This is a genomic window from Leisingera daeponensis, assembly GCF_019801465.1.
Taxonomy (GTDB): Bacteria; Pseudomonadota; Alphaproteobacteria; order Rhodobacterales; family Rhodobacteraceae; genus Leisingera; species Leisingera daeponensis_A.
Map to the genome: position 1 here is coordinate 85,697 of NZ_JAHVJA010000006.1, position 19,459 is coordinate 105,155.

Here is a 19,459-nt window from a genome sequence, read left to right on the forward strand (position 1 = left end):
CTTCCGTAGGAAGGGCGCGGCGGCGCTGGGATATGAACACTAGCAAACGCATCAGTGCAGCAGGCCCCGGGCAGCCTGGGGGCCGGAGACATGAGCGGGCGGCATGTGGCGCCAGCGGCGCAGGCCGGCCGCGGGCTGCAGGGGGAAGGACACCAGCCGTTCCGGCTTGGCGCCGATACGGCGGGCCAGCGCGATCGAGGGTTCGTTCTCCTCCGGCACGTAGGAGATGATGGTGTCCCAGCCGGCCGCGTTGAACAACCAGTCGAGCACGCACTGCACGGCTTCGCTGGCATAGCCCTTGCCTGCGCCGGTCTCCATCAGGTGCCAGGACAGTTCCGGCTCCGGCCAGCCCTTTGGGAACCAGGGGCCAACCAAACCGACAGTGTTCCCGGTGCTGCGCTCCACCACTGCAAACAGTCCGTAACCGTGCAGGTGCCAGTGGCCGATGATGGTGGCAACCGACCACCACAGCGAATCGGAATCTTCCGCCGCATTTATGAAGCGCGCCGCGCCGGGTGCCAGGAATGCTGCGTTGGCATCAAACTCCGGATCGGCCGGAGAAATCAGCATCAGCCGCTTGGAAACCAGCCTTGGATACCGACTTTGCGCGTCTTTCATGTCATACCCCATCGCCCGGGCGGGGGACCGCCCAGTGCCTTCTTCACCCACCCGGTGAAGGAGTATCGGGGAGACTGCGTAATTTTCCGTTAAGCGGCCGAGGACTGCGGAGACGCCGGCTGTTTGTCGGGGGCGGAACAGATGGCAGATCATACGCAATACTCCTCCCGGGCCTGGCGCGAACCTGGGATCGGGGCAAGGCCGGAGCGGTTGGAGGTATCGTGAACGAACTGCGGCATCAGGTTACTTCTTCTTGCCAAATCCGCTGAGGCCCGCGGGCAGGCCCATGCCGCCGCCAAGACCGGGGAGGCCGCCGGGCAGGCCGCCTTTGCCGCCCATCGCCTTTGCCGCCGCTTCCAGTGCCTTAGGGTCCATCTGGCTGGGGTCCATGCCACCCATATCCGGCATGCCGCCTTTACCGAACATGCCCTTCATGGCCTGTTTCAGCATTTTGCCTTTGCCCATCTTGCCCATCTTCTTCATCACATCGGCCATCTGCCGGTGCATCTTCAGAAGCTTGTTGAGGTCGGAAACCTCCATGCCGGAGCCGGCCGCGATGCGCTTCTTGCGGCTGGCCTGCAGCAGGGCGGGGTTGGAGCGTTCCTTTTTGGTCATCGACTGGATCATGGCGATCTGGCGCTTCAGCACCTTGTCGTCCATGCCGGCATCCTGCACCTGCTTGGCCATTTTGCCCATGCCGGGCATCATCTGCATCATGCCCTCCATGCCGCCCATCTGGAGCATCTGTTCAAGCTGCATCTTCAGGTCGTTCATGTTGAACTGACCCTTCATCATGCGCTTCATCATCTTCTCGGCCTGTTCGGCCTCGATGGTTTCCTGGGCCTTTTCGACCAGCGCCACGATGTCGCCCATGCCGAGGATGCGGCCGGCGATCCGGTCTGCCTCGAAGGTCTCCAGCGCGTCCATCTTTTCGCCCAGGCCGACAAAGCGGATCGGCTTGCCGGTGACGGCGCGCATCGACAGCGCCGCACCGCCGCGGCCGTCGCCGTCCATCCGGGTGAGGACCACGCCGGAGATGCCGATCTTGGCGTCGAATTCCTCGGCCACCTCAACGGCGACCTGGCCGGTCAGGCCATCGACGACCAGCAGGGTCTCGCGCGGGGAGACCACGTTGCGGACGTCCTCGACCTCCTGCATCAGGGTCTCGTCGATGTGCAGGCGGCCGGCGGTGTCGAGCATGTAGACGTCATAGCCGCCAAGGGTCGCCTGCTGCTTGGCGCGCTTGGCGATGTCGACGGGTTTCTGGCCGGGCACGATCGGCAGGGTATCGACGCCGATCTGGGTGCCGAGGACGGCCAGCTGGTCCATCGCCGCCGGGCGGTAGACGTCGAGCGAAGCCATCAGGACCTTCTTGCCCTCTTTCTCCTTGAGCCGCTTGGCGAGCTTGCCGGTGGTGGTGGTCTTACCGGAACCCTGCAGGCCGACCATCAGGACGGGGGCGGGCGGGTTGTCGACCTTGAGCTTGCCGGGATCCTCGTCGCCGCGCAGCACATCGACCAGCGCGTCATGCACGATCTTGACGACCTGCTGGCCCGGGGTCACCGATTTGGTGACCGCCTGGCCGGTGGCCTGTTCCTGCACTTTCTTGACGAAATCGCGGGCAACCGGCAGCGAGACGTCGGCCTCCAGCAGCGCCACACGCACCTCGCGCAGGGCGGATTTGACGTCCTCTTCGTTGAGGGCGCCCTGTTTGGTGAGCCGGTCAAAGACGCCGGAAAGGCGTTCGGATAGATTTTCAAACATGCCTGCGGCCTCCTAATGCCGGTTTCAACGTGTGGCGCCCCCGTATGTAGGGGACAAGCGAACCATGCGCAAATGCCCCCACGGGCGTAACACGCTGGTGGGGGGCGATCCCTGGCACGGGCAGGGACCGGAAGACTCGGGTTCTTCCGGATGTTGGGGCAGGCGTTACGCGGATTGGGGGCCGGAGTCAACCGTTGCGGGGCCAGCCCCCGACAGCCGTGCAGCATTAATGTCCGTCAACCGCTGCGGCCATTGCTTCAGGTCCCGGCTGTCGGGGACTGCTACGCCCTCTGCACGCTTGACACGGCGGGGGTGGCTTGGCCAACATCGGATGGCTGGCCTGCCGCCGCTCACTCACCGGCCGGGCCTGCTCAAGGGAGCACCGAGGCAGATTTTTCAGGACAGGCATGTAACGCGAACCTCAGGGTCCGCGGTCCTTGGCGGGCAGCCGCATCAGCTAAGGGAGGATCTGAGAACATGCGCGTTTTCACTATTCTGGGACCGTCGCAGTCCGGCAAATCAACGCTGGCAACGGCGCTGGCCAATCTGGACAGTGCCGCTGGCAAAAGGCAGGAGGTTGCAGGCGTCGCCGCTTTGCAGCCTTTTTCATTTATGGGAGAGGACTGGGCCGCAATCGACATCGCGGGCGGGGCCGACAATCTGGCACAGGCGGGGCCGGCGCTGGCCGCCAGTGACGCTGCCGTCCTCTGCGTTCCGGCTGATGCCGGCGCTGCGGTGCTAAGCGCGCCGTACCTGCGCAAGCTGGAGGAGGCGGGCATCCCCGCCTTTATTTTTGTCAACCGCATGGACCAGGCGGCGGACCGGGTGGCGGAAATCGTCGCCGCGCTTCAGGCCTATTGCAGCCACAACATCATCCTGCGGCAGGTGCCGATCCGTGAGGACGGCCAGGTTGTGGGTGCTGTGGATCTGATTTCCGAACGGGCCTGGCAGTATCAGGAGGGCAAGCCTTCGGCGCTGATCGAACTTCCGGTGGCGATGTACGCCCGCGAGCAGGAGGCCCGCACCGAGTTGCTGGAGGCGCTTGCGGATTTTGACGACACGCTCCTGGAGGAGCTGATCGAGGATCAGCAGGTGATGGCCGAGGAGGCCTATGAGGTAGCCACCAAGGTGTTGCAGCACAACGATCTGATCCCGGCGCTGCTGGGATCGGCAGAGCACAAGAACGGGATCATGCGGCTGATGAAGTCGCTGCGCCACGAGGCGCCGGATGTGGTGGCGGCGCTGGAGCGGCTGTCGCGGGACGGCAGCGTGCTGGCGGTTGGCTGCATGGCGGATCTGGTCAAGCATCTGGGTAAGACGGTGATGGTGCGGGCGCTGGACGGCAGCGTCGGCAATGGAGCTTCGGTGGGCGGTGCCGCGGTCGGCTCGCTGACCGGGATCGGATCGCAGGCGAACACCAGGCTGACGCCCGGCGATTTGGGGCAGGCGGTGAAATCGGATCATCTGAACCTGGGCTTTGCCTACGGACCGGACGGTGCCGCGCCGCTGCCTGAGTGGGCGCAACCGCGGCCCTCGACCTTCAGGCGGGTGATCACGCCGGTGAATGAGCGCGACGACGCCCGCTTGTCCGGAGCGCTGGAGCGGCTGGCGGAAATCGATCCGGGGCTTAAAGTGGGCCAGGATGAGGCCAGCGGCCATGTGCTGCTGAATCTGCAGGGGCCGCAGCACATGCGCCGGATCAAGGAGACCCTGAAGGATGAATTCGGCGTCGAAGTGGACGAGGCACCGGTGCCGCCGGCGCTGCGCGAAACCATAAAGAAAGTGGTGCAAGTGCACCACCGCCACCGCAAGCAGTCCGGCGGTGCGGGCCAGTTCGCCGACGTGGTGATTGAGGTGAAGCCCTTGCCGCGGGGCAGCGGTTTCGTGTTCGAGGAGACGGTGAAGGGCGGCGCGGTGCCCAAGAACTACATCCCCTCGGTCGAGGCAGGCGCGCGCGAGGCGCTGGCGCAGGGCCTCAACGGGCATCCGGTGGTGGATGTCTGCGTGACCCTGAAGGACGGCAAGCACCATTCGGTCGACAGTTCCGACTATGCCTTCCGGACAGCTGGCAAGAATGCGGTGAAGGAGGCGCTGAGCGAGGCCGGGCTGACCCTTCTGCAGCCGATTATGCGGGTGCATATCCATGTGCCTTCCGTGTTCACCGGCGGGCTGGTGCCGGTGGTGAGCGGCATGAAGGGCCAGATCCTGGGCTTTGAAGCCGAGGAGGGGGCCGTGGGCTGGGATGTCTTCGAGACGCTGCTGCCGATGTCAGCGCAGGATGAACTGTGCAGCACATTGGCGAGCGCCACCCGCGGCACAGGCTGGTTCAGCACCGATTTCGACCACTACGAGGAGGCGCGCCGGGCGGACTTTGCCGAGGCATGAACCGGTCGGGGCGGGCGGAAGCCCCGCCCCGCGGTGCGATGGCGCAAAACGGGGCGCAGGGGGCGGAACACCTCTTGCGCCCCGCGGATGTTTTCTGTGATCTGCGCAGCAACCCGGCACGGACTTGCGGAGAAAGATCATGGATGCCTCATCGGCCTATCAGGACAGCCTGCCTGTCTCCTCGGATGCGCTGCTGAAGCAGCTGGACGATTGGGGCATTGCCTACCGGCTGCACACCCATGTGCCGTTGCGCACGGTGGAGGACGCCAAGGGCGTCGAGGAGCAGTTCATGGTGCCGGGCGAAAACGCGCTGCGGCTGAAGAACCTGTACCTGCGGGACAAGAAGAAGCGGAACTATCTGGTGACGCTGCAGCAGGACCGCGAGATCGACCTGAGAGGCCTGGGCGCGGCGCTGGGCATCGGCAACCTGTCATTCGGCTCGGCCGACCGGCTGCTGGAGAACCTCGGCATCCGCCCGGGCGCGGTCAGCCCGCTGGCGATGATCACCGGCGCGGAAAAGGGCGTGACCTTCTATATGGACGCGCAGGCGCAGGAGGCCGACGTGATCTATATGCACCCGCTGGTTAATGACCGCACCGTGGCGATGAAGCGGGCCGATGTGATGGCGTTCTTTGAGAAAACCGGCGTTGCGGTGAACTGGGTCTAACCACGCCTTTCCTCCTCCAGCGCCAGATCCAGCGCCGCGGCCACATGGGCGGCGGAGGGGTTCACGAACAGGAAGCCGCCGGCCTCGAAGCTGACGTCGTCGATGCGGTCCGGGAAGGCCAGCGGCAGCTCGGTGCAGGCCAGCAGGATGGCGGTGCCGGGTTTGGCGTGTTTCGTGCAGAAGCGCAGCAGGCGGGCTTGCGCGCCACTGGACGCGCCGCCGTAGAAATCCTCGTCGATCATGGCCTGCATTTCGGCGATCTCAGCCTCCGGCAGGGGATCGTTGGCGCTGACACCGTGTTCGGCAAGCACATTGGCATAATTGCGGGCCTGCATGGTGACGGCAGTGCCCAGCACCAGCGCCTGCGTGGCGCCGGTTGCGGCGGTGGCCTTGGCGGTGGCGCCGAAGATGCTGAGGATTGGCATCGTCACGCTCTCCTGTATCGCATGCAGCCGGGCGTGCGGGGTGTTGGAGGCGATCAGGGCGAAGTCGCAGCCCGCACGCTCCAGCGTCAGCATCGCCTCGCGGAAGACGGCGTCAAAGGCGGCCCAGCTGGCCTCATCCCCCGGGCGGCCGCGCAAGGACCGGGTCTGCGCCTGCACCACGGATTCGATGGTGATGGGCGGCACCGGCAGTGGAGAGCCTGTGCTGCGGTCCGCAAAGAACCGCCCGGCGCCTTCGCAGATGGCGCGGTAGTAGTCGATGGTGGAGGCCCAGCCGACGCCGCCGAGAATGCCGATCTTCTTCATGGGAATGCCTGTGCTCTGAACGCGAATGCCGGCAGACTGGCACAAGCCCGGCCGTGCTGCCAAAGGTAAAAAGCCGCCAGCCGGAGAAGGCTGACGGCAGGCGCGCAGGGCAGAGCAGGGGGTCAGGCCGCCAGCGCTTCGATCTGGGTTTTTGCCTTTGCCAGGGCGCCGTCGGCATCGATGGACATGGCGTCGGCGGCCACGATCTCCACCTCGGTGATGCCGATGAAGCCCAGCACGTGGCGCAGGTAGGTGGTGGCAAAGTCGATGTCCGACCCGGCCTGGGTGCCGCCCGAGGCCATGACGATGATGGCGCGTTTGCCTTCCAGCAGGCCGATCGGGCCGTTTTCGGTGTATTGGAAAGTGAGGCCGGCGCGGGCGACCAGGTCGATCCAGGCCTTCAGAGTGGAGGGCACCGAGAAGTTGTATACCGGCGAGCCGATGACAAGGGTGTCGGCCTGCTTCAGCTCCTCGACCAGCGAGTCGGAAAGGGCGAGCAGCTGTTTCTGCTCGTCGCTGCGCTGGTCGGCCGGGGTGAAGTTTGCGCCGACCCAGGCGCCGTCCAACAGCGGCAGCGGCGCGGCCAGGTCGCGGCGGATCACACTGCCGGCTCCAAGGCGGCTGATGATCTGGGCGGAGAGGTCCCGGGTGACCGAACCTTCGGTGCGGGCGGAAGAGTCGATGTGCAGAACGGTGCGGGTCATTTTCATGTTCCTGTGCTTGTTGCTGACAGAAATTTGGGGTATTGCAAATTTGAACGCAACGGCGATAAAATCACAACATTTGTGCATTTTCGCGCAGTTTTGCTGGCAAGGAGACTGGCATGGAAAACTGGGATGAAGTCCGCACCGCCTATCAGGTGGCCCGCATGGGGACGGTCAGCGGCGCGGCCGAGGTGCTGGGTGTGCACCATGCAACGGTTATCCGCCACATCGATGCGATCGAGGCGCGGCTTGGGGTGAAACTGTTCCAGCGCCATGCCCGCGGCTATACGCCGACCGAGGCCGGGCAGGACCTCTTGCGGGTGGCGCAGGCCACGGATGACCAGTTCAGCCAGCTGGTCGGGCGGCTGAAGGGGCAGGGCGATGATGTCTCCGGTGAACTGGTGGTGACCTCGCTGGCGTCCTTTGCGCCGATGCTGGTGCCGGCCCTGAAAGAGTTTCAGGACATGCACCCGGGGCTGATCATCCGCTATCTGACCGGCGACAGGCTGTTCCGGCTTGAATACGGGGAGGCGCATGTTGCCATCCGTGCGGGCAATGCGCCGGATCAGCCGGACAATGTGGTGCAGCCTTTCATGAAGCAGCAGGTGGGGCTTTATGCCTCCAAGGCTTATGTGGAAAAATACGGCGTTCTGCAGGGTGCCGAGGACATGGCCAACCACCGGTTCATCGGCAACGACGACGAGAACAGCCGCGCTCCGTTTTCGCGCTGGCTGCGGGCGAATGCGCCGTCCGAGGCGATCTCCTTCCGGTGCTCGAACGGGTTCACCATGCAGAATGCGGTCCGCAGCGGTGCCGGCATCGGATTCATGGCGGCCTGGGAGGCGCGCCAGCAGCCGGATCTGGTGGAGATGATGGCGCCGGAGGACGAATGGTCAGGCACACTGTGGCTGGTGACCCATGTGGATCTGCACCGTACCACAAAAGTGCAGGCATTCCTGAAGTTTCTGAAGGAACAGGCAAAGGGCTGGCAGCTGTGAGTGAGGCAATGCGCGGGCATCTGGCGATGCTCCTTTTCTCGGCGCTGGTGGCGGGATCCTTCTCGCTGGGCGTGATGGTCGCGAATGAAATCGCGCCGGCGGCATTGAACGCAGCGCGGTTCGGCATCGCCGCGGTAGTGATCGGTATCGCCGCTGCGGCCACCACCGGGATGCGGCGGTCGCATTTCCAGGCGCCCTGGCGGTTTGCGATGCTGGGCGGGCTGTTCGGCGGCTATTTCGTGCTGATGTTCTACGGGCTGAAAACGGCTGCGGCGGTCAGCGCGGCGGCGGTGTTCACGCTGGTGCCGGTGATGAGCGCGGTTTTCGGCTGGCTGCTGCTGCGGCAGGTGACGACCCGCTGGATGGCACTGGCGCTGGCGATCGGGGCTGCCGGAGCAATGTGGGTAATCGTGCGCGGTGATCTGGGCGCCTTGGCGGCGTTCCAGATAGGCCAGGGCGAGATCATCTATTTCTGGGGCTGCGTGCTGCACGCGGTCTATACGCCAATGGTGCGCAAGCTGAACCGGGGCGAGCCCGCAGTGGTGTTCACTTTCGGAATGCTGCTGGCAGGCGGCGCGCTGCTGGCGGCGTTCGGCTGGCGGGACATTCTGGCCACCGATTGGATGCACCTGCCGGGCATCGTTTGGATCGGATTGGTCTATCTCGCCGTCTTTGCCAGCTCCGCCACCTTTGTGCTGCTGCAGTACGCCACCCTGCGGCTGCCCTCGGCCAAGGTGATGGCCTATACCTATCTGACTCCCAGCTGGGTGATCCTGTGGGAGATCGCGCTGGGCCGCGGCGCGCCGCCGGGGATGGTGCTGATCGGGGTGGTGATGTCGGTCGTGGCACTGGTGATGCTGCTGGAGGGCGACGCCAGGCCGGTGCGCGCCTGAGCGCGCGCCGCCCTTCGTGCGCACTTGCGGCAAGTCAACAAATCGCCCTTGTTTTCCGCTATACTGGTCCTGAGGGACGCGTCAGGAAAAGGAGGGAGGAATGTTCAAACACATCATGGTGCCCGTCGACTTGCACATGCCCCCGGCGGTTGTGAAAGCCCTGGACGTCGCGGCGGATTTCGCCAGCAGCCACGGTTCGCGGGTGACGCTGGTTCACGTGACGGACCAGCAGGTCAAAGGCGCGCATACCCTGGGGTCGTCCGGCGAGGAACTGGCCGCACTGGCCAGCAAAATGGCGGAAAGCAGCGGCGCAAGCGTTGAGGCGCTGCCGATCCATTCGGTCGATGTCGGGTCGGAGATCGACTCCATCCTGACCCGGACCGCGAAGGAGCTGCAGGCTGACCTGATCGTGATCGCCACGCACATGCCCGGCATCCTGGACTATGTGTTCTCGTCTCACGCCAGCCATTTGGTGCTGCACTCCGAAATCTCGGTGTTTGTCGTCCGCTGAGACGCTGACCTTAACCGCCGGTCTGGCTGTCCTCGGACAGGTGCTCCGCCTCCAGGAAACGTTCAAAGGCATCCAGGTTGACCGGTTCGAACTGACCGAAGCCCTGCATCCAGACTGAGGCCGCCCGCATCGCGTCGGGCTGCAGCTTGCACCATTTGACCCGGCCGCGCTTCTCCTGCGCGATGAGGCCCGCGCGTGTCAGGATCGTGAGATGCTTGGATATAGCCGCCAATGACATCTCGAAAGGCTCCGCCACATCGGTCACGGCCATGTCGTCTTCCAATAGCATGGTCAGGATCGCCCGGCGGGTCGGATCGGCCAAGGCTGCAAAGACGGTGTCGAGGGTGTCGCTCATGCCTGACAGTCCTAAAGGGCAAGAACCGGGTCGACAATCCTGCAAAAGCTGCGATGGATCGAGGGAAGGCATTTCGAGGGGGCAGCAGGCATGGCTTTGCGGTATTGGGCGGTGATTTTCATTCTGGGCATCGGCTGGGGCATGTCTTTCATGTTCAACGCCATCCTGCTGCGCGAGCTGGGGCCGCTGTCTGTCTCGATGGGGCGGGTGGGGTTCGGCGCGCTGGGCTGCTGGATCTATGTGCTGGCAGCGCGCAAGCCTGTTCCCGCGGCGCCGGGGCGCTGGCTGGCGCTGTTCGGATTCGGTGCTCTCAGCTATGCCGCGCCCTTTGCCTTCTACGCGCTGGGCCAGCAGGATATCGCCAGCGGCGTAGCAGGGATCGTCAATGCGACTACGCCGGCACTGGCGGTCGTGGTGTCGCATTTCTGGCCCGGCGGCGAACGGGCGACGGTGATGAAATCGCTCGGGGTGATCTGCGGTTTCCTGGGCATCGTACTGCTGTCGCTGCCGCTGTTGCAGGGCGGCCAGTCTTCCGAGGCCTGGGCGGTGCTGATCACCCTGTGCGCGCCGCTGTGCTACGCCTTTTCGGTCAATATCGCCCGCAGCTTCAAGGATATGGAGCCGGTGGTGCTGGTGGCTATTGCACTGACTGGAGCCACCGCCGCGATCACGCCGCTGGCCGTCTGGAGCGAAGGGCTGCCGCACATCACGCGGGTGGAGACCTGGGCGTCGCTGTTCGTGATCGGCTTTGTGCTGACCTCGGCGGCCTTCATTGCCTTCTACTGGGTTTTGCCCAAGGTGGGGCCGACCAATATCACCATGCCGACGCTGATCGCGCCGGTCTCGGCCTTGTTCCTGGGCACTTACATTTTGGGTGAGACGCTGCTGCCAGAGCATCTGTGGGGCATGGCAGCGATCCTCTTGGGGTTGTTGCTGATCGACGGGCGGATTGTCCGCTGGCGGCTGGCAAATCGGCCCGTCCGGTAAAATCAACCTTTCGGTTGAATATGGAATCCGGTGCGGTTTGGCGCTACCGGCAGCTGCGGCATAGTCCTCCGGCGTCAGGCGAATGTTATAAATTTGTTAAAAATCAATACCTTAGTCGTATTTTGAATCTTCAATCCTTGTAATTGACTCCTGCGCCTCGTGGCCTTAGCACCCTGCATAGAAATTCGCGTGAGGATGGCGCCCGTGACCGATGACGACCAAAAGCAGCGCATGGCGCAGCTGGAGGAGCGGCTGGCGGCGGCGCGTAAGGCCCAGGAGCCCAAGCCGCGCGCGGATGAGCATTATTCACTGGCCAATCAGGCCTGGCGGATGGTGATCGAATTGGTGGCCGGTCTCGCGATCGGCTTTGGCATCGGATACGGGCTGGACCACCTGTTTGGAACCCTGCCCATTTTCATGGTGCTGTTTATTATGCTGGGCCTGGCGGCTGGGGTGAAGACGATGCTTCGCACCGCGCAAGAGATCCAGGAACAGAAACTGGCCGATGAGGCCGAAAAAAATGCGCAAGACCGGGATTGATCCGACGGGATTGGCGACCGGCGACAGGAGAAGCGGACCGATGGGCAAAATTTTCTTTTTCGCAGCTCTGGCACTGGTAGTTGTGTCGGGTCTGATTTTCGCTCCGGCGGAAGCAAAGCTGGCAATCCACCCGATGGACCAGTTCATCGTGCAGCCGCTGTTCGGCGGTGACCAAATCTCTTGGTACACCCCGACCAACGTGACCCTGTGGATGGCGCTGGCCGTTGCTGCCGTGTTCGCACTGCTGGTTCTGGGCTCTTCGCGCCGCGCCATCGTGCCGGGCCGCACCCAGTCGGTTGCGGAACTCGCCTACGGCTTCATCTACAAGATGGTCGAGGACGTGGCCGGGAAGGACGGCGTCAAGTTCTTCCCCTACATCATGACCTTGTTCATGTTCATCGTGATGGCCAACTTCCTGGGCCTGATCCCCGGCTCCTTCACCACCACCTCGCATATCGCGGTGACCGCGGTGCTGGCGGCGCTGGTGTTCCTGACCGTGACCATCTTGGGCTTCGTCAAGAACGGCGCCGACTTCCTGGGCCTGTTCTGGGTGTCGAGCGCGCCGCTGGCGCTCCGCCCGATCCTGGCGGTCATCGAACTGATTTCCTACTTCGTGCGCCCCGTCAGCCATTCCATCCGTCTTGCAGGTAACGTGATGGCGGGCCACGCGGTTCTGAAAGTGTTCGCAGGCTTTGCCGCAGCACTGGGCATGTTCAGCTTCCTGCCGATCTTTGCCATCACTGCGGTCTACGCACTCGAAGTTCTGGTGGCCTTCATTCAGGCCTACGTGTTCACCATCCTGACCTGCGTGTACCTGAAGGACGCACTGCACCCGAGCCACTAAGGCCAGGATCTGAAAGCTTACCGGGAGCGGCCCCGCAGGGGCGCCCCACCCTAGAAATCACCACATTCCATCGTAAGGAGAGACATCATGGAAGGCGATATCGCACAACTCGGTCAATTCGTTGGCGCAGGCCTGGCAGCAATCGGTTCCGGCGCAGCCGCAATCGGTGTGGGCCACGTTGCCGGCAACTTCCTGGCAGGCGCTCTGCGTAACCCGTCGGCAGCCGCCGGCCAGACCGCAACCCTGTTCATCGGCATCGCATTTGCAGAAGCACTGGGCATCTTCTCGTTCCTGGTCGCTCTGCTGCTGATGTTCGCCGTCTAAGACCTTAGGAACCTATTTCCTTACGGCCGGGCAGTGCGGCTTTAAACCTGCACTGCCCGGTGTAACGGCAAGTTCCCAAGGAGGACGACATGGCATCTAATACGCAAGACGCAGCACACGGCGCGGCAGACGCAGCGCACGGGTCTGCTCCGGGCATGCCGCAGCTGGACTTCTCGACCTTCGGGAACCAGATCTTCTGGCTCGTGGTCGCCCTGGTCGTGATCTACCTCATTCTGTCGCGCGTCGCGCTGCCCCGCATCGCTGCGGTGCTGGCCGAGCGTCAGGGGACCATCACCAACGACCTCGCCGCGGCTGAAGACCTGAAAGCCAAGGCTGTCGAGGCCGAAAACGCATACAACAAAGCTCTGGCGGATGCCCGTGCCGAGGCTCAGCGCATCGCTGCCGAGACTCGCGCCGAAATCCAGGCCGGGCTGGATGAGGCCATCGCCAAAGCAGACGAGCAGATCGCTGCCAAGGCTGCCGAATCCGAAAAGGCGATCGCCGAGATCAAGGCCGGCGCGCTGGAAAGCGTGAAGGCGGTTGCAACCGACACTGCAGAGGCGCTGGTCGCTGCACTGGGCGGTTCGGCAGACAAAGACGCAATTGCCGCGGCAGTTGCCGAGCGGACGAAAGGATAAGGTCATGCGCAATATTCTCGCTCTTGCCCTGACCCTTGGCGCGGCTTCCCCTGCATTTGCGGCCGGCGGCGGCATGGACCTGTCCAACACCAACCTGGTTGTTGCACTGGCGTTCATTCTGTTCATCGGCATTCTGCTGTTTGCCAAGGTGCCCTCGCTGATCGCCGCTCAGCTGGACAACCGCGCCGAAGGCATCCAGAAGGAACTGGACGAAGCCCGCGCCCTGCGTGAAGAGGCCCAGACGGTTCTGGCCTCCTATGAGCGCAAGCAGCAGGAAGTTCAGGCCCAGGCCGACCAGATCGTGGCCGCCGCCCGTGACGACGCTGCCCGCGCAGCCGAGCAGGCCAAGGCCGATCTGGAGGTTTCCATCGCCCGCCGTCTGGCAGCTGCCCAGGAGCAGATCGCTTCGGCGGAAGCTTCGGCTGTGAAGGAAGTGCGCGACCAGGCAATCAGCATCGCTGTTGCCGCCGCGGATCAGGTGATCTCCAAGCAGATGACCGCCGCTGAGGCCAACAAGCTGATCGACGCCGCCATCGCGGATGTGGACGCCAAGCTGCACTAAGCTTTGGCTGATACAGACAAGTTAAAAGAACCCGGTCCGAGTGGCCGGGTTTTTTTGTGTCCGCAGTTGGTGGGCGGAACTGCGCACCCAACGGGGCTGGCATGGCTGTAGGGTGGGTATTTTGCCCACCGGTTAGAGTTAGCCCTTGCCCGTCTCATGCTCCAGCCGCTGTTTTGCCACTTCAGCGTTGCGCTCAGCGCGTTGGTGGTCGGTGAGGGCCTGTTTCACATAGTCCAGATGCGCCTCCACCGCGGTGCGGGCGGCCTGCGGGTCGCGGGCCTGCAGGGCGGCGTTGATGGCGCGGTGCTGCTCCAAGAGCGCCTCATAAGTGGTGTGCTGCTGGAACATGATGCGGCGGTTGTAGAAGACGCCCTCGCGCAGCAGATCGAACATCGAGCGCATCATGTGCAGCATGATCACGTTGTGGCTGGCGTCCATGATGGCGGAGTGGAACTGGGCGTCGAGCTTGGCCGCCTCCTCGGACACAGCGGGATTGCCGGCCGCCTCCATTTTGTCAAAAATCGTCTGGATTACTTGCAGGTCGTAATCCGAGCTGAACCGGGCGGCGCGCTCAGCCGCCAGCCCTTCCATGTCGCGGCGGAAGGAAAGGTAGTCGAACACCGCCTCGTCATGGGTGGCGAATAGCCGGATCAGGGCAGGGGAGAAGGCGGAACCGAGAACATCGGCCACAAATACGCCGGAACCGGCCTTGGACGCCAGCAGGCCGCGTTCCTGCAATTCGCCGATGGCATCGCGCAGGGAGGGGCGGGAAACGCCCAGCCGCTCGGCCAACTCCCGCTCGGCCGGCAGCCGCTCGCCCGGTGAAAGGATGCCGCGCAGGATCAGCTGCTCGATCTGCTTAACGACGGAGACGGAGAGTTTCTCGGGCTGAACTTTCTGGAAGGGCATCTGGAAGCTCTGACGGATTGGTCAAGATATATGACCACGCGGCGGCCCTGGCTGCAAGGGTGAGTGGCTTCACGAAGGTTGTAACAATAGGTCAGTATTGTTGACTTTAATTTGCGATCGCCTAGCGTTCCGCTAGATCACACGCCAGGAGAGGGCCATGCAGTTGGATCAGAACTTTGCCAGCCGGAATGCGCGGATGAAGGCGTCGGAGATCCGCGAGCTTCTGAAACTGCTGGATCAGCCGGACATTATCTCTTTTGCTGGTGGCATTCCGGATCCGGCGCTGTTCCCCGCGGACGACTTTGCCGAGGCTTTCACCATTGCGCTGGCGCCGGACCGGCAGGCGCAGGCGCTGCAGTATTCCGTTAGCGAGGGCTACCTGCCGCTGCGCCAGTGGATCGTGGGGGAGATGAAGAAGATTGGCATCGTCTGCGAGCCGGAGAATGTGCTGATTACCTCCGGTTCGCAGCAGGCGCTGGACTATCTGGGAAAGCTGTTCCTCTCGCCGGGCGATACCGCGCTGGTCGGCTGGCCAACTTACTTGGGCGCGCTGGCGGCCTTCAACGCTTATGAGCCGCGCTATGACCGGCTGTCGCTGAACGGGAACCGCACCGCGGAGAGCTATGCCGAAGGCGCGGCAGAGGCCGGCAGTACGGTGAAATTCGCCTATCTGTCGCCGGACTTTGCCAACCCGACCGGAGAGACACTGGACCGCGCCGGGAGGTTTCGGCTGCTGGAACTGGCGGACAAGCTGGATTGCGCCGTTATCGAGGATGCGGCCTATCAGTCGCTGCGATATGACGGCGAACCCGTGCTGCCGGTGCTGGCGCTGGAGATTGAACAGAAGGGCTCGATCGAGGATTGCCGGACGGTTTACTGCGGCACCTTCAGCAAGACCCTGGCGCCGGGGGTGCGGATCGGCTGGGCAGTTGCGGCCAAACCGGTGATCGCGCAGATGGTGCTGCTGAAACAGGCGGCAGACCTGCATACGGCGTCGATCAACCAGATGGCTGTGCATGGCGTTGCAGAGACCTGTTTCGACGCCCATGTGGAGCAGCTGCGCGCGGTTTATCAGCGCCGCCGGGACGTGATGCTTGCGGCCATGGCGGAACATATGCCGGAGGGCGTGGAGTGGACCCGGCCAGAGGGCGGGATGTTCATCTGGGTGACCCTGCCGGATGGCATGAGCGGGGCAGGCTTGCTGGCGCGTTCGCTGGAGACGGAACGGGTGGCCTTTGTCCCCGGCCAGGCGTTCTTTGCCGATGGCAGCGGCCAGAACACGATCCGGTTGAGCTTCTCCAATTCCTACCATACGGCCATCGAGGAAGGCATTGCCCGGCTGGGGCGGTTGTTGCGGTCCGTTTGAGGCCCGACAGGCTTCTGCTAGGCAAAACACCGCCGGATCCTGCGGGTTATCCACAAGATATGGTGTGGTTTGCACAGAATTCGCCCCGATTTGGGGGTGCGGAGCGTTGACACAGGGGGTAGGAACCGCTGAACTTTCTCGATACGGAATCACGAAGGGGCAGCTTTGCGGTTTTCCAAGCTCAGGCTGAACGGCTTCAAAAGCTTTGTTGATCCTACCGAACTGGTCATAGCCGATGGGCTGACAGGGGTTGTGGGTCCAAACGGTTGCGGCAAATCCAATCTTCTCGAGGCTCTGCGCTGGGTGATGGGCGAGACCCGCGCCAAGGCGATGCGCGGCGGCGGCATGGAGGATGTGATCTTTGCAGGCACCTCGTCGCGGCCCGCCCGCAACTTCGCCGAGGTGAGCTTGCAGATCGACAACTCCGAGCGTTTGGCGCCGTCCGGGTTCAACGACAGCGATATCCTGGAGATCGTTCGGCGTATCACCCGGGATGTGGGCAGTGCCTATAAATCCAACGGCAAGGATGTACGGGCGCGGGACGTGCAGATGCTGTTTGCCGATGCCTCTACCGGGGCGCATTCGCCTGCGCTGGTGCGGCAGGGACAGATTGCTGAGCTGATCAACGCAAAGCCCAAGGCGCGGAGGCGCATTCTGGAAGAGGCCGCGGGGATCTCCGGCCTCTATCAGCGCCGCCATGAGGCAGAGCTGAAGCTGAAGAACACAGAGGCCAACCTTCTGCGCGTTGATGACGTGATCGAACAGCTGGCGGCTCAGCTGGCGCAGCTGGCCAAGCAGGCGCGGCAGGCGCAGCGCTACCGCGAGATCGGCGAGAAGCTGCGGCTGTCCGAAGGCATGCTGCTGTACCGGCGCTGGCGCGAGGCGGATGAGGCGCGGCTGGCCTCCGAGGATGAGCTGCGGGTGCGGGTCGAGCAGGCGTCAAAGGCCGAGGCGCTCGTTCGGGCCGCTGCCGCGCAGCGCGGCACGTTTGAGGAAAAGCTGCCGCCCCTGCGCGAGGAAGAGGCCATCGCGGCCGCGATTCTGCAGCGGCTGGTGGTGCAGCGGGATTCACTGGGCGATCAGGAGGCGCAGGCGCGCCAAACCATCGAACGGCTCAGCAGCCGGATCGTGCAGCTGGGCAACGACATAGAACGCGAGGCGGGCCTGAACAAGGACGCCGGCGAGACCATCGAACGTCTGGAATGGGAGCAGCGCGAGCTGTCCAAGGCCGGCGACGGCCATGATGCCAAACTCGCCGAAGCCGCTGAACTGGCCCGCGATGCGGGTTCGATCCTGCAGGCCCGCGAAGATCATCTGGCGCAAGTAACCGAGGATGTGGCCCGCCTCGCGGCCCGCCACCAGTCGGCGCGGCGCGCGGTCGAGGACTGCCAGCGCGCTCTTGGCCGCTCTGAGGGCGAAGCGGAGAAGGCCCGCGCAGCCCAGGGCGAAGCGCGGGAAGCGCTGGAATTGGCGGCCGAGAAGTTTGAGTCGGCGGTGACGGCTGAGGAAGAGGCCCGCGAAGCCTCGGAGATGGCGGAAGAGGCGCTGGAGGCAGCCGATGAGGCGCGCACTGAAACGCAGAGCCGCGAGGCCGAGGCGCGCTCGCAGCGTTCCGAGGCCGAAGGCGAGCTGGGTGCGCTGCGTGCTGAAGTGACTGCACTGGCCAAGCTGGTGGAGCGCGACACCGCCGAGGGCGGCCAGGTTCTGGATGAGCTGACCGTGGCCCCGGGGTACGAGAAGGCGCTGGGTGCTGCGCTGGCTGATGATCTGCGGGCGCCCCTGGCGGATGCGGACGGACCGACCGGTTGGCTGTCGCTGCCGGGCTATGACCGCGACGCGGCGCTGCCGGAGGGGGCACAGCCTTTGGCGCTGTTTGTCTCCGGCCCGGAGGCCCTGTCGCGCCGGGTGGCGCAGATCGGGCTGGTGGACGGCGACGCCGCGGCGGGCTTGCAGGCACAGCTGCAGCCGGGGCAGCGCTTGGTCACGCTGGAGGGTGACCTGTGGCGCTGGGATGGCTACCGAGCCTGGGCCGAGGATGCTCCGAGTGCCGCAGCCCTGCGGCTGGAGCAGCTCAATAAGCTGGAAGCGCTGAAGCAGGAAATGGAGCGTGTCAGCGCCAAGGCCGACGGCGCCCGCGCCGCGCATGAAATGCTGCTGCGCAAGCTGGAAGAGGTGACGCTGGCCGACCAGAACGCCCGTCAGGCCCGCCGTGTGGCGGATCAGCGGGTGGCTGATGCGGCCCGTGCCCTTAGCCGGGCAGAGGCCGACCGCAACCTGGCCGAAGGCAAGCTGGAGACCCTGGGCATTGCGGTGTCGCGTCATGAGGAAGACGCGCTGAACGCCAGCTTGCAGCTGAAAGAGGCTCAAAAGGCGCTGGGGGAACTGGGCGACCTGGATCAGGCCCGCACCGCGGTGGAAGACATCAAGCAGTCGGTGGAGGCGGCGCGGATCACCATGCTGACCCACCGCTCCAGTCATGACGAGCTGCGCCGTGAGGGCGAGGCTCGCACCAAACGCGCGCAGGAAGTCACCAAGGAGCTGTCGGGCTGGCGCCACCGTCTGGAGAGCGCCGAGGCGCGGATCGAGGAACTGGCCGAACGACGTGAGGCCTCGCAGGTCGAATTGGAAGAGGCCAACGCGGTTCCGGAGGAGATTGCGGAAAAGCGGGAAGAGCTGAATGAGGCGATCTCCGAGGCCGAAGCGCGTAAGTCGGCCGCCACCGAGGCACTGATTGCAGCCGAAGCCGAGCTGCGCGAGGCCGTCCACAAGGAGCGCGAATGCGAGCGGCTGGCCTCCGAGGCGCGCGAGGCCCGGGCCCGTTCCGAGGCACGCAGCGACGCAGCCAAGGATGCCGTGACACAGGCCGCTGGCCGGATCATCGAGGCGCAGCAGATCACCCCGCAGGCGCTGCTCGAGAAACTGGGCGTGTCGCCGGACGAAATGCCGTCCTCAGAGGATCTGGAGCATGACGTCGACCGCTACAAGCGCCAGCGCGATGCGCTGGGGGCGGTCAACCTGCGCGCCGAGGAAGACGCGCGCAGTGTTCAGGAAGAGCATGATACGCTGGTGGCTGAAAAGCTGGATCTGGAAGGCGCGGTGAAGACCCTGCGCGACGGCATTTCCAGCCTCAACCGCGAGGGCCGCGAGCGGCTGCTGACCGCCTTCGAGCAGGTGAACAACAGCTTTGCGATGCTGTTCACCCATCTGTTCGGCGGCGGTGAGGCCAATCTGGTGATGGTCGAAAGCGACGACCCGCTGGATGCGGGGCTTGAGATCATGTGCCAGCCGCCGGGCAAGAAGCTGTCGACCCTGTCGCTGCTGTCGGGCGGCGAGCAGACGCTGACCGCCATGGCACTGATCTTTGCGGTGTTCCTGTCGAACCCGGCGCCGATCTGTGTGCTGGACGAGGTCGACGCGCCGCTGGATGACGCCAACGTCACCCGTTTCTGCGATCTGCTGGACGAGATGTGCCGCCAGACCGATACCCGCTTCCTGATTATCACCCACCACGCGGTGACTATGGCGCGGATGGACCGGCTTTTCGGCGTCACCATGCAGGAAAAGGGCGTCAGCCAGCTGGTTTCGGTTGACCTCAAGAAGGCAGAGGCGATGGTGGCCTGACTTCCGGCGCGGAGGAACCGCGCC

19 protein-coding genes are annotated in these 19,459 nt (G+C 64.3%); 13 read left to right on the forward strand and 6 right to left on the reverse strand.

Annotation, left to right across the window (positions count from 1 at the left end; genetic code table 11):
* Window positions 1–51: 51 nt before the first annotated feature.
* A complete protein-coding gene (locus tag KUV26_RS14130; protein WP_222504839.1) occupies window positions 52–618 on the reverse strand; it encodes a GNAT family N-acetyltransferase in 567 nt (188 codons plus the stop codon).
* A 243-nt stretch (window positions 619–861) separates the two neighbouring features.
* Complete coding sequence (ffh, locus tag KUV26_RS14135) at window positions 862–2,382, reverse strand: signal recognition particle protein (RefSeq protein WP_222504840.1); 1,521 nt, start codon at window positions 2,380–2,382, stop codon at window positions 862–864.
* 477 nt (window positions 2,383–2,859) lie between these two features.
* Here ffh and KUV26_RS14140 point away from each other — a divergent pair, with 477 nt between their 5' ends.
* Together KUV26_RS14140 and KUV26_RS14145 are read left to right on the forward strand one after the other, a co-directional pair.
* Window positions 2,860–4,767 (forward strand): elongation factor G, encoded by a 1,908-nt coding sequence (locus KUV26_RS14140; RefSeq protein ID WP_222508815.1) that lies wholly within the window; start codon window positions 2,860–2,862, stop codon window positions 4,765–4,767.
* Between the two features lie 139 nt (window positions 4,768–4,906).
* A complete protein-coding gene (locus KUV26_RS14145) occupies window positions 4,907–5,434 on the forward strand; it encodes a prolyl-tRNA synthetase associated domain-containing protein (protein ID WP_222508816.1) in 528 nt (175 codons plus the stop codon).
* Here KUV26_RS14145 and KUV26_RS14150 read toward each other — a convergent pair.
* Complete coding sequence (locus tag KUV26_RS14150; protein WP_222508817.1) at window positions 5,431–6,183, reverse strand: aspartate/glutamate racemase family protein; 753 nt, start codon at window positions 6,181–6,183, stop codon at window positions 5,431–5,433. The two genes, KUV26_RS14145 and KUV26_RS14150, sit on opposite strands and share 4 nt — an antisense overlap.
* 122 nt (window positions 6,184–6,305) lie before the next feature.
* On the reverse strand, window positions 6,306–6,887 hold the full coding sequence (locus KUV26_RS14155; RefSeq protein WP_222508818.1) for an FMN-dependent NADH-azoreductase: 582 nt from the start codon (window positions 6,885–6,887) through the stop codon (window positions 6,306–6,308).
* Between the two features lie 119 nt (window positions 6,888–7,006).
* Here KUV26_RS14155 and KUV26_RS14160 point away from each other — a divergent pair, with 119 nt between their 5' ends.
* From KUV26_RS14160 to KUV26_RS14170, 3 genes are all read left to right on the forward strand, one after another.
* Window positions 7,007–7,885, forward strand: coding sequence for a LysR family transcriptional regulator (locus tag KUV26_RS14160; RefSeq protein ID WP_222504845.1), 879 nt, complete (start codon window positions 7,007–7,009; stop codon window positions 7,883–7,885).
* Window positions 7,882–8,778: a DMT family transporter gene (locus tag KUV26_RS14165; protein ID WP_222508819.1), complete on the forward strand. Its 897-nt coding sequence runs from the start codon at window positions 7,882–7,884 to the stop codon at window positions 8,776–8,778. Before KUV26_RS14160 ends, KUV26_RS14165 begins: the two co-directional genes overlap by 4 nt.
* Before the next feature lie 100 nt (window positions 8,779–8,878).
* On the forward strand, window positions 8,879–9,289 hold the full coding sequence (locus KUV26_RS14170) for a universal stress protein (protein ID WP_222504846.1): 411 nt from the start codon (window positions 8,879–8,881) through the stop codon (window positions 9,287–9,289).
* A gap of 10 nt (window positions 9,290–9,299) precedes the next feature.
* Here the strand turns inward: KUV26_RS14170 and KUV26_RS14175 are convergent, their stop codons facing one another.
* Window positions 9,300–9,644 (reverse strand): ArsR/SmtB family transcription factor, encoded by a 345-nt coding sequence (locus KUV26_RS14175; RefSeq protein ID WP_222504847.1) that lies wholly within the window; start codon window positions 9,642–9,644, stop codon window positions 9,300–9,302.
* Window positions 9,645–9,734: 90 nt separating this feature from the next.
* Between KUV26_RS14175 and KUV26_RS14180 the strand changes: the two genes are divergently transcribed.
* From KUV26_RS14180 to KUV26_RS14205, 6 genes are all read left to right on the forward strand, one after another.
* Complete coding sequence (locus KUV26_RS14180) at window positions 9,735–10,631, forward strand: DMT family transporter (RefSeq protein ID WP_222508820.1); 897 nt, start codon at window positions 9,735–9,737, stop codon at window positions 10,629–10,631.
* A 195-nt stretch (window positions 10,632–10,826) separates the two neighbouring features.
* Window positions 10,827–11,171 carry an AtpZ/AtpI family protein gene (locus KUV26_RS14185; RefSeq protein WP_261399897.1) on the forward strand — a complete coding sequence of 115 codons (345 nt, stop codon included), beginning with the start codon at window positions 10,827–10,829 and terminating at the stop codon, window positions 11,169–11,171.
* A 40-nt stretch (window positions 11,172–11,211) separates the two neighbouring features.
* Window positions 11,212–12,015 (forward strand): F0F1 ATP synthase subunit A, encoded by an 804-nt coding sequence (locus KUV26_RS14190; RefSeq protein ID WP_222508822.1) that lies wholly within the window; start codon window positions 11,212–11,214, stop codon window positions 12,013–12,015.
* An 87-nt stretch (window positions 12,016–12,102) separates the two neighbouring features.
* Window positions 12,103–12,339 (forward strand): F0F1 ATP synthase subunit C, encoded by a 237-nt coding sequence (locus KUV26_RS14195; RefSeq protein ID WP_008553903.1) that lies wholly within the window; start codon window positions 12,103–12,105, stop codon window positions 12,337–12,339.
* A gap of 89 nt (window positions 12,340–12,428) precedes the next feature.
* Window positions 12,429–12,977 (forward strand): F0F1 ATP synthase subunit B', encoded by a 549-nt coding sequence (locus tag KUV26_RS14200; protein ID WP_222508823.1) that lies wholly within the window; start codon window positions 12,429–12,431, stop codon window positions 12,975–12,977.
* Between the two features lie 4 nt (window positions 12,978–12,981).
* Complete coding sequence (locus tag KUV26_RS14205; RefSeq protein ID WP_222504852.1) at window positions 12,982–13,539, forward strand: F0F1 ATP synthase subunit B; 558 nt, start codon at window positions 12,982–12,984, stop codon at window positions 13,537–13,539.
* Window positions 13,540–13,677: 138 nt separating this feature from the next.
* On the opposite strand, the gene KUV26_RS14210 is transcribed toward KUV26_RS14205, so the two are convergent.
* Complete coding sequence (locus KUV26_RS14210; RefSeq protein ID WP_222508824.1) at window positions 13,678–14,448, reverse strand: FadR/GntR family transcriptional regulator; 771 nt, start codon at window positions 14,446–14,448, stop codon at window positions 13,678–13,680.
* 157 nt (window positions 14,449–14,605) lie between these two features.
* On the opposite strand from KUV26_RS14210, the gene KUV26_RS14215 reads away from it, so the two are divergent.
* Both KUV26_RS14215 and KUV26_RS14220 read left to right on the forward strand, forming a co-directional pair.
* Window positions 14,606–15,814, forward strand: coding sequence for a PLP-dependent aminotransferase family protein (locus KUV26_RS14215; RefSeq protein ID WP_222508825.1), 1,209 nt, complete (start codon window positions 14,606–14,608; stop codon window positions 15,812–15,814).
* A 165-nt stretch (window positions 15,815–15,979) separates the two neighbouring features.
* On the forward strand, window positions 15,980–19,435 hold the full coding sequence (locus KUV26_RS14220) for a chromosome segregation SMC family protein (protein WP_222508826.1): 3,456 nt from the start codon (window positions 15,980–15,982) through the stop codon (window positions 19,433–19,435).
* The last annotated feature ends 24 nt before the right edge of the window (window positions 19,436–19,459 follow it).

Bases quoted from the DNA above. Each gene is read 5' to 3' on its own strand.
- KUV26_RS14130 (WP_222504839.1), bottom strand. From the start codon at position 618: ATGAAAGACGCGCAAAGTCGGTATCCAAGGCTGGTTTCCAAGCGGCTG.
- ffh (WP_222504840.1), bottom strand. From the start codon at position 2,382: ATGTTTGAAAATCTATCCGAACGCCTTTCCGGCGTCTTTGACCGGCTC.
- KUV26_RS14140 (WP_222508815.1), top strand. From the start codon at position 2,860: ATGCGCGTTTTCACTATTCTGGGACCGTCGCAGTCCGGCAAATCAACG.
- KUV26_RS14145 (WP_222508816.1), top strand. From the start codon at position 4,907: ATGGATGCCTCATCGGCCTATCAGGACAGCCTGCCTGTCTCCTCGGAT.
- KUV26_RS14150 (WP_222508817.1), bottom strand. From the start codon at position 6,183: ATGAAGAAGATCGGCATTCTCGGCGGCGTCGGCTGGGCCTCCACCATC.
- KUV26_RS14155 (WP_222508818.1), bottom strand. From the start codon at position 6,887: ATGACCCGCACCGTTCTGCACATCGACTCTTCCGCCCGCACCGAAGGT.
- KUV26_RS14160 (WP_222504845.1), top strand. From the start codon at position 7,007: ATGGAAAACTGGGATGAAGTCCGCACCGCCTATCAGGTGGCCCGCATG.
- KUV26_RS14170 (WP_222504846.1), top strand. From the start codon at position 8,879: ATGTTCAAACACATCATGGTGCCCGTCGACTTGCACATGCCCCCGGCG.
- KUV26_RS14175 (WP_222504847.1), bottom strand. From the start codon at position 9,644: ATGAGCGACACCCTCGACACCGTCTTTGCAGCCTTGGCCGATCCGACC.
- KUV26_RS14180 (WP_222508820.1), top strand. From the start codon at position 9,735: ATGGCTTTGCGGTATTGGGCGGTGATTTTCATTCTGGGCATCGGCTGG.
- KUV26_RS14185 (WP_261399897.1), top strand. From the start codon at position 10,827: ATGGCGCCCGTGACCGATGACGACCAAAAGCAGCGCATGGCGCAGCTG.
- KUV26_RS14190 (WP_222508822.1), top strand. From the start codon at position 11,212: ATGGGCAAAATTTTCTTTTTCGCAGCTCTGGCACTGGTAGTTGTGTCG.
- KUV26_RS14195 (WP_008553903.1), top strand. From the start codon at position 12,103: ATGGAAGGCGATATCGCACAACTCGGTCAATTCGTTGGCGCAGGCCTG.
- KUV26_RS14200 (WP_222508823.1), top strand. From the start codon at position 12,429: ATGGCATCTAATACGCAAGACGCAGCACACGGCGCGGCAGACGCAGCG.
- KUV26_RS14205 (WP_222504852.1), top strand. From the start codon at position 12,982: ATGCGCAATATTCTCGCTCTTGCCCTGACCCTTGGCGCGGCTTCCCCT.
- KUV26_RS14210 (WP_222508824.1), bottom strand. From the start codon at position 14,448: ATGCCCTTCCAGAAAGTTCAGCCCGAGAAACTCTCCGTCTCCGTCGTT.
- KUV26_RS14215 (WP_222508825.1), top strand. From the start codon at position 14,606: ATGCAGTTGGATCAGAACTTTGCCAGCCGGAATGCGCGGATGAAGGCG.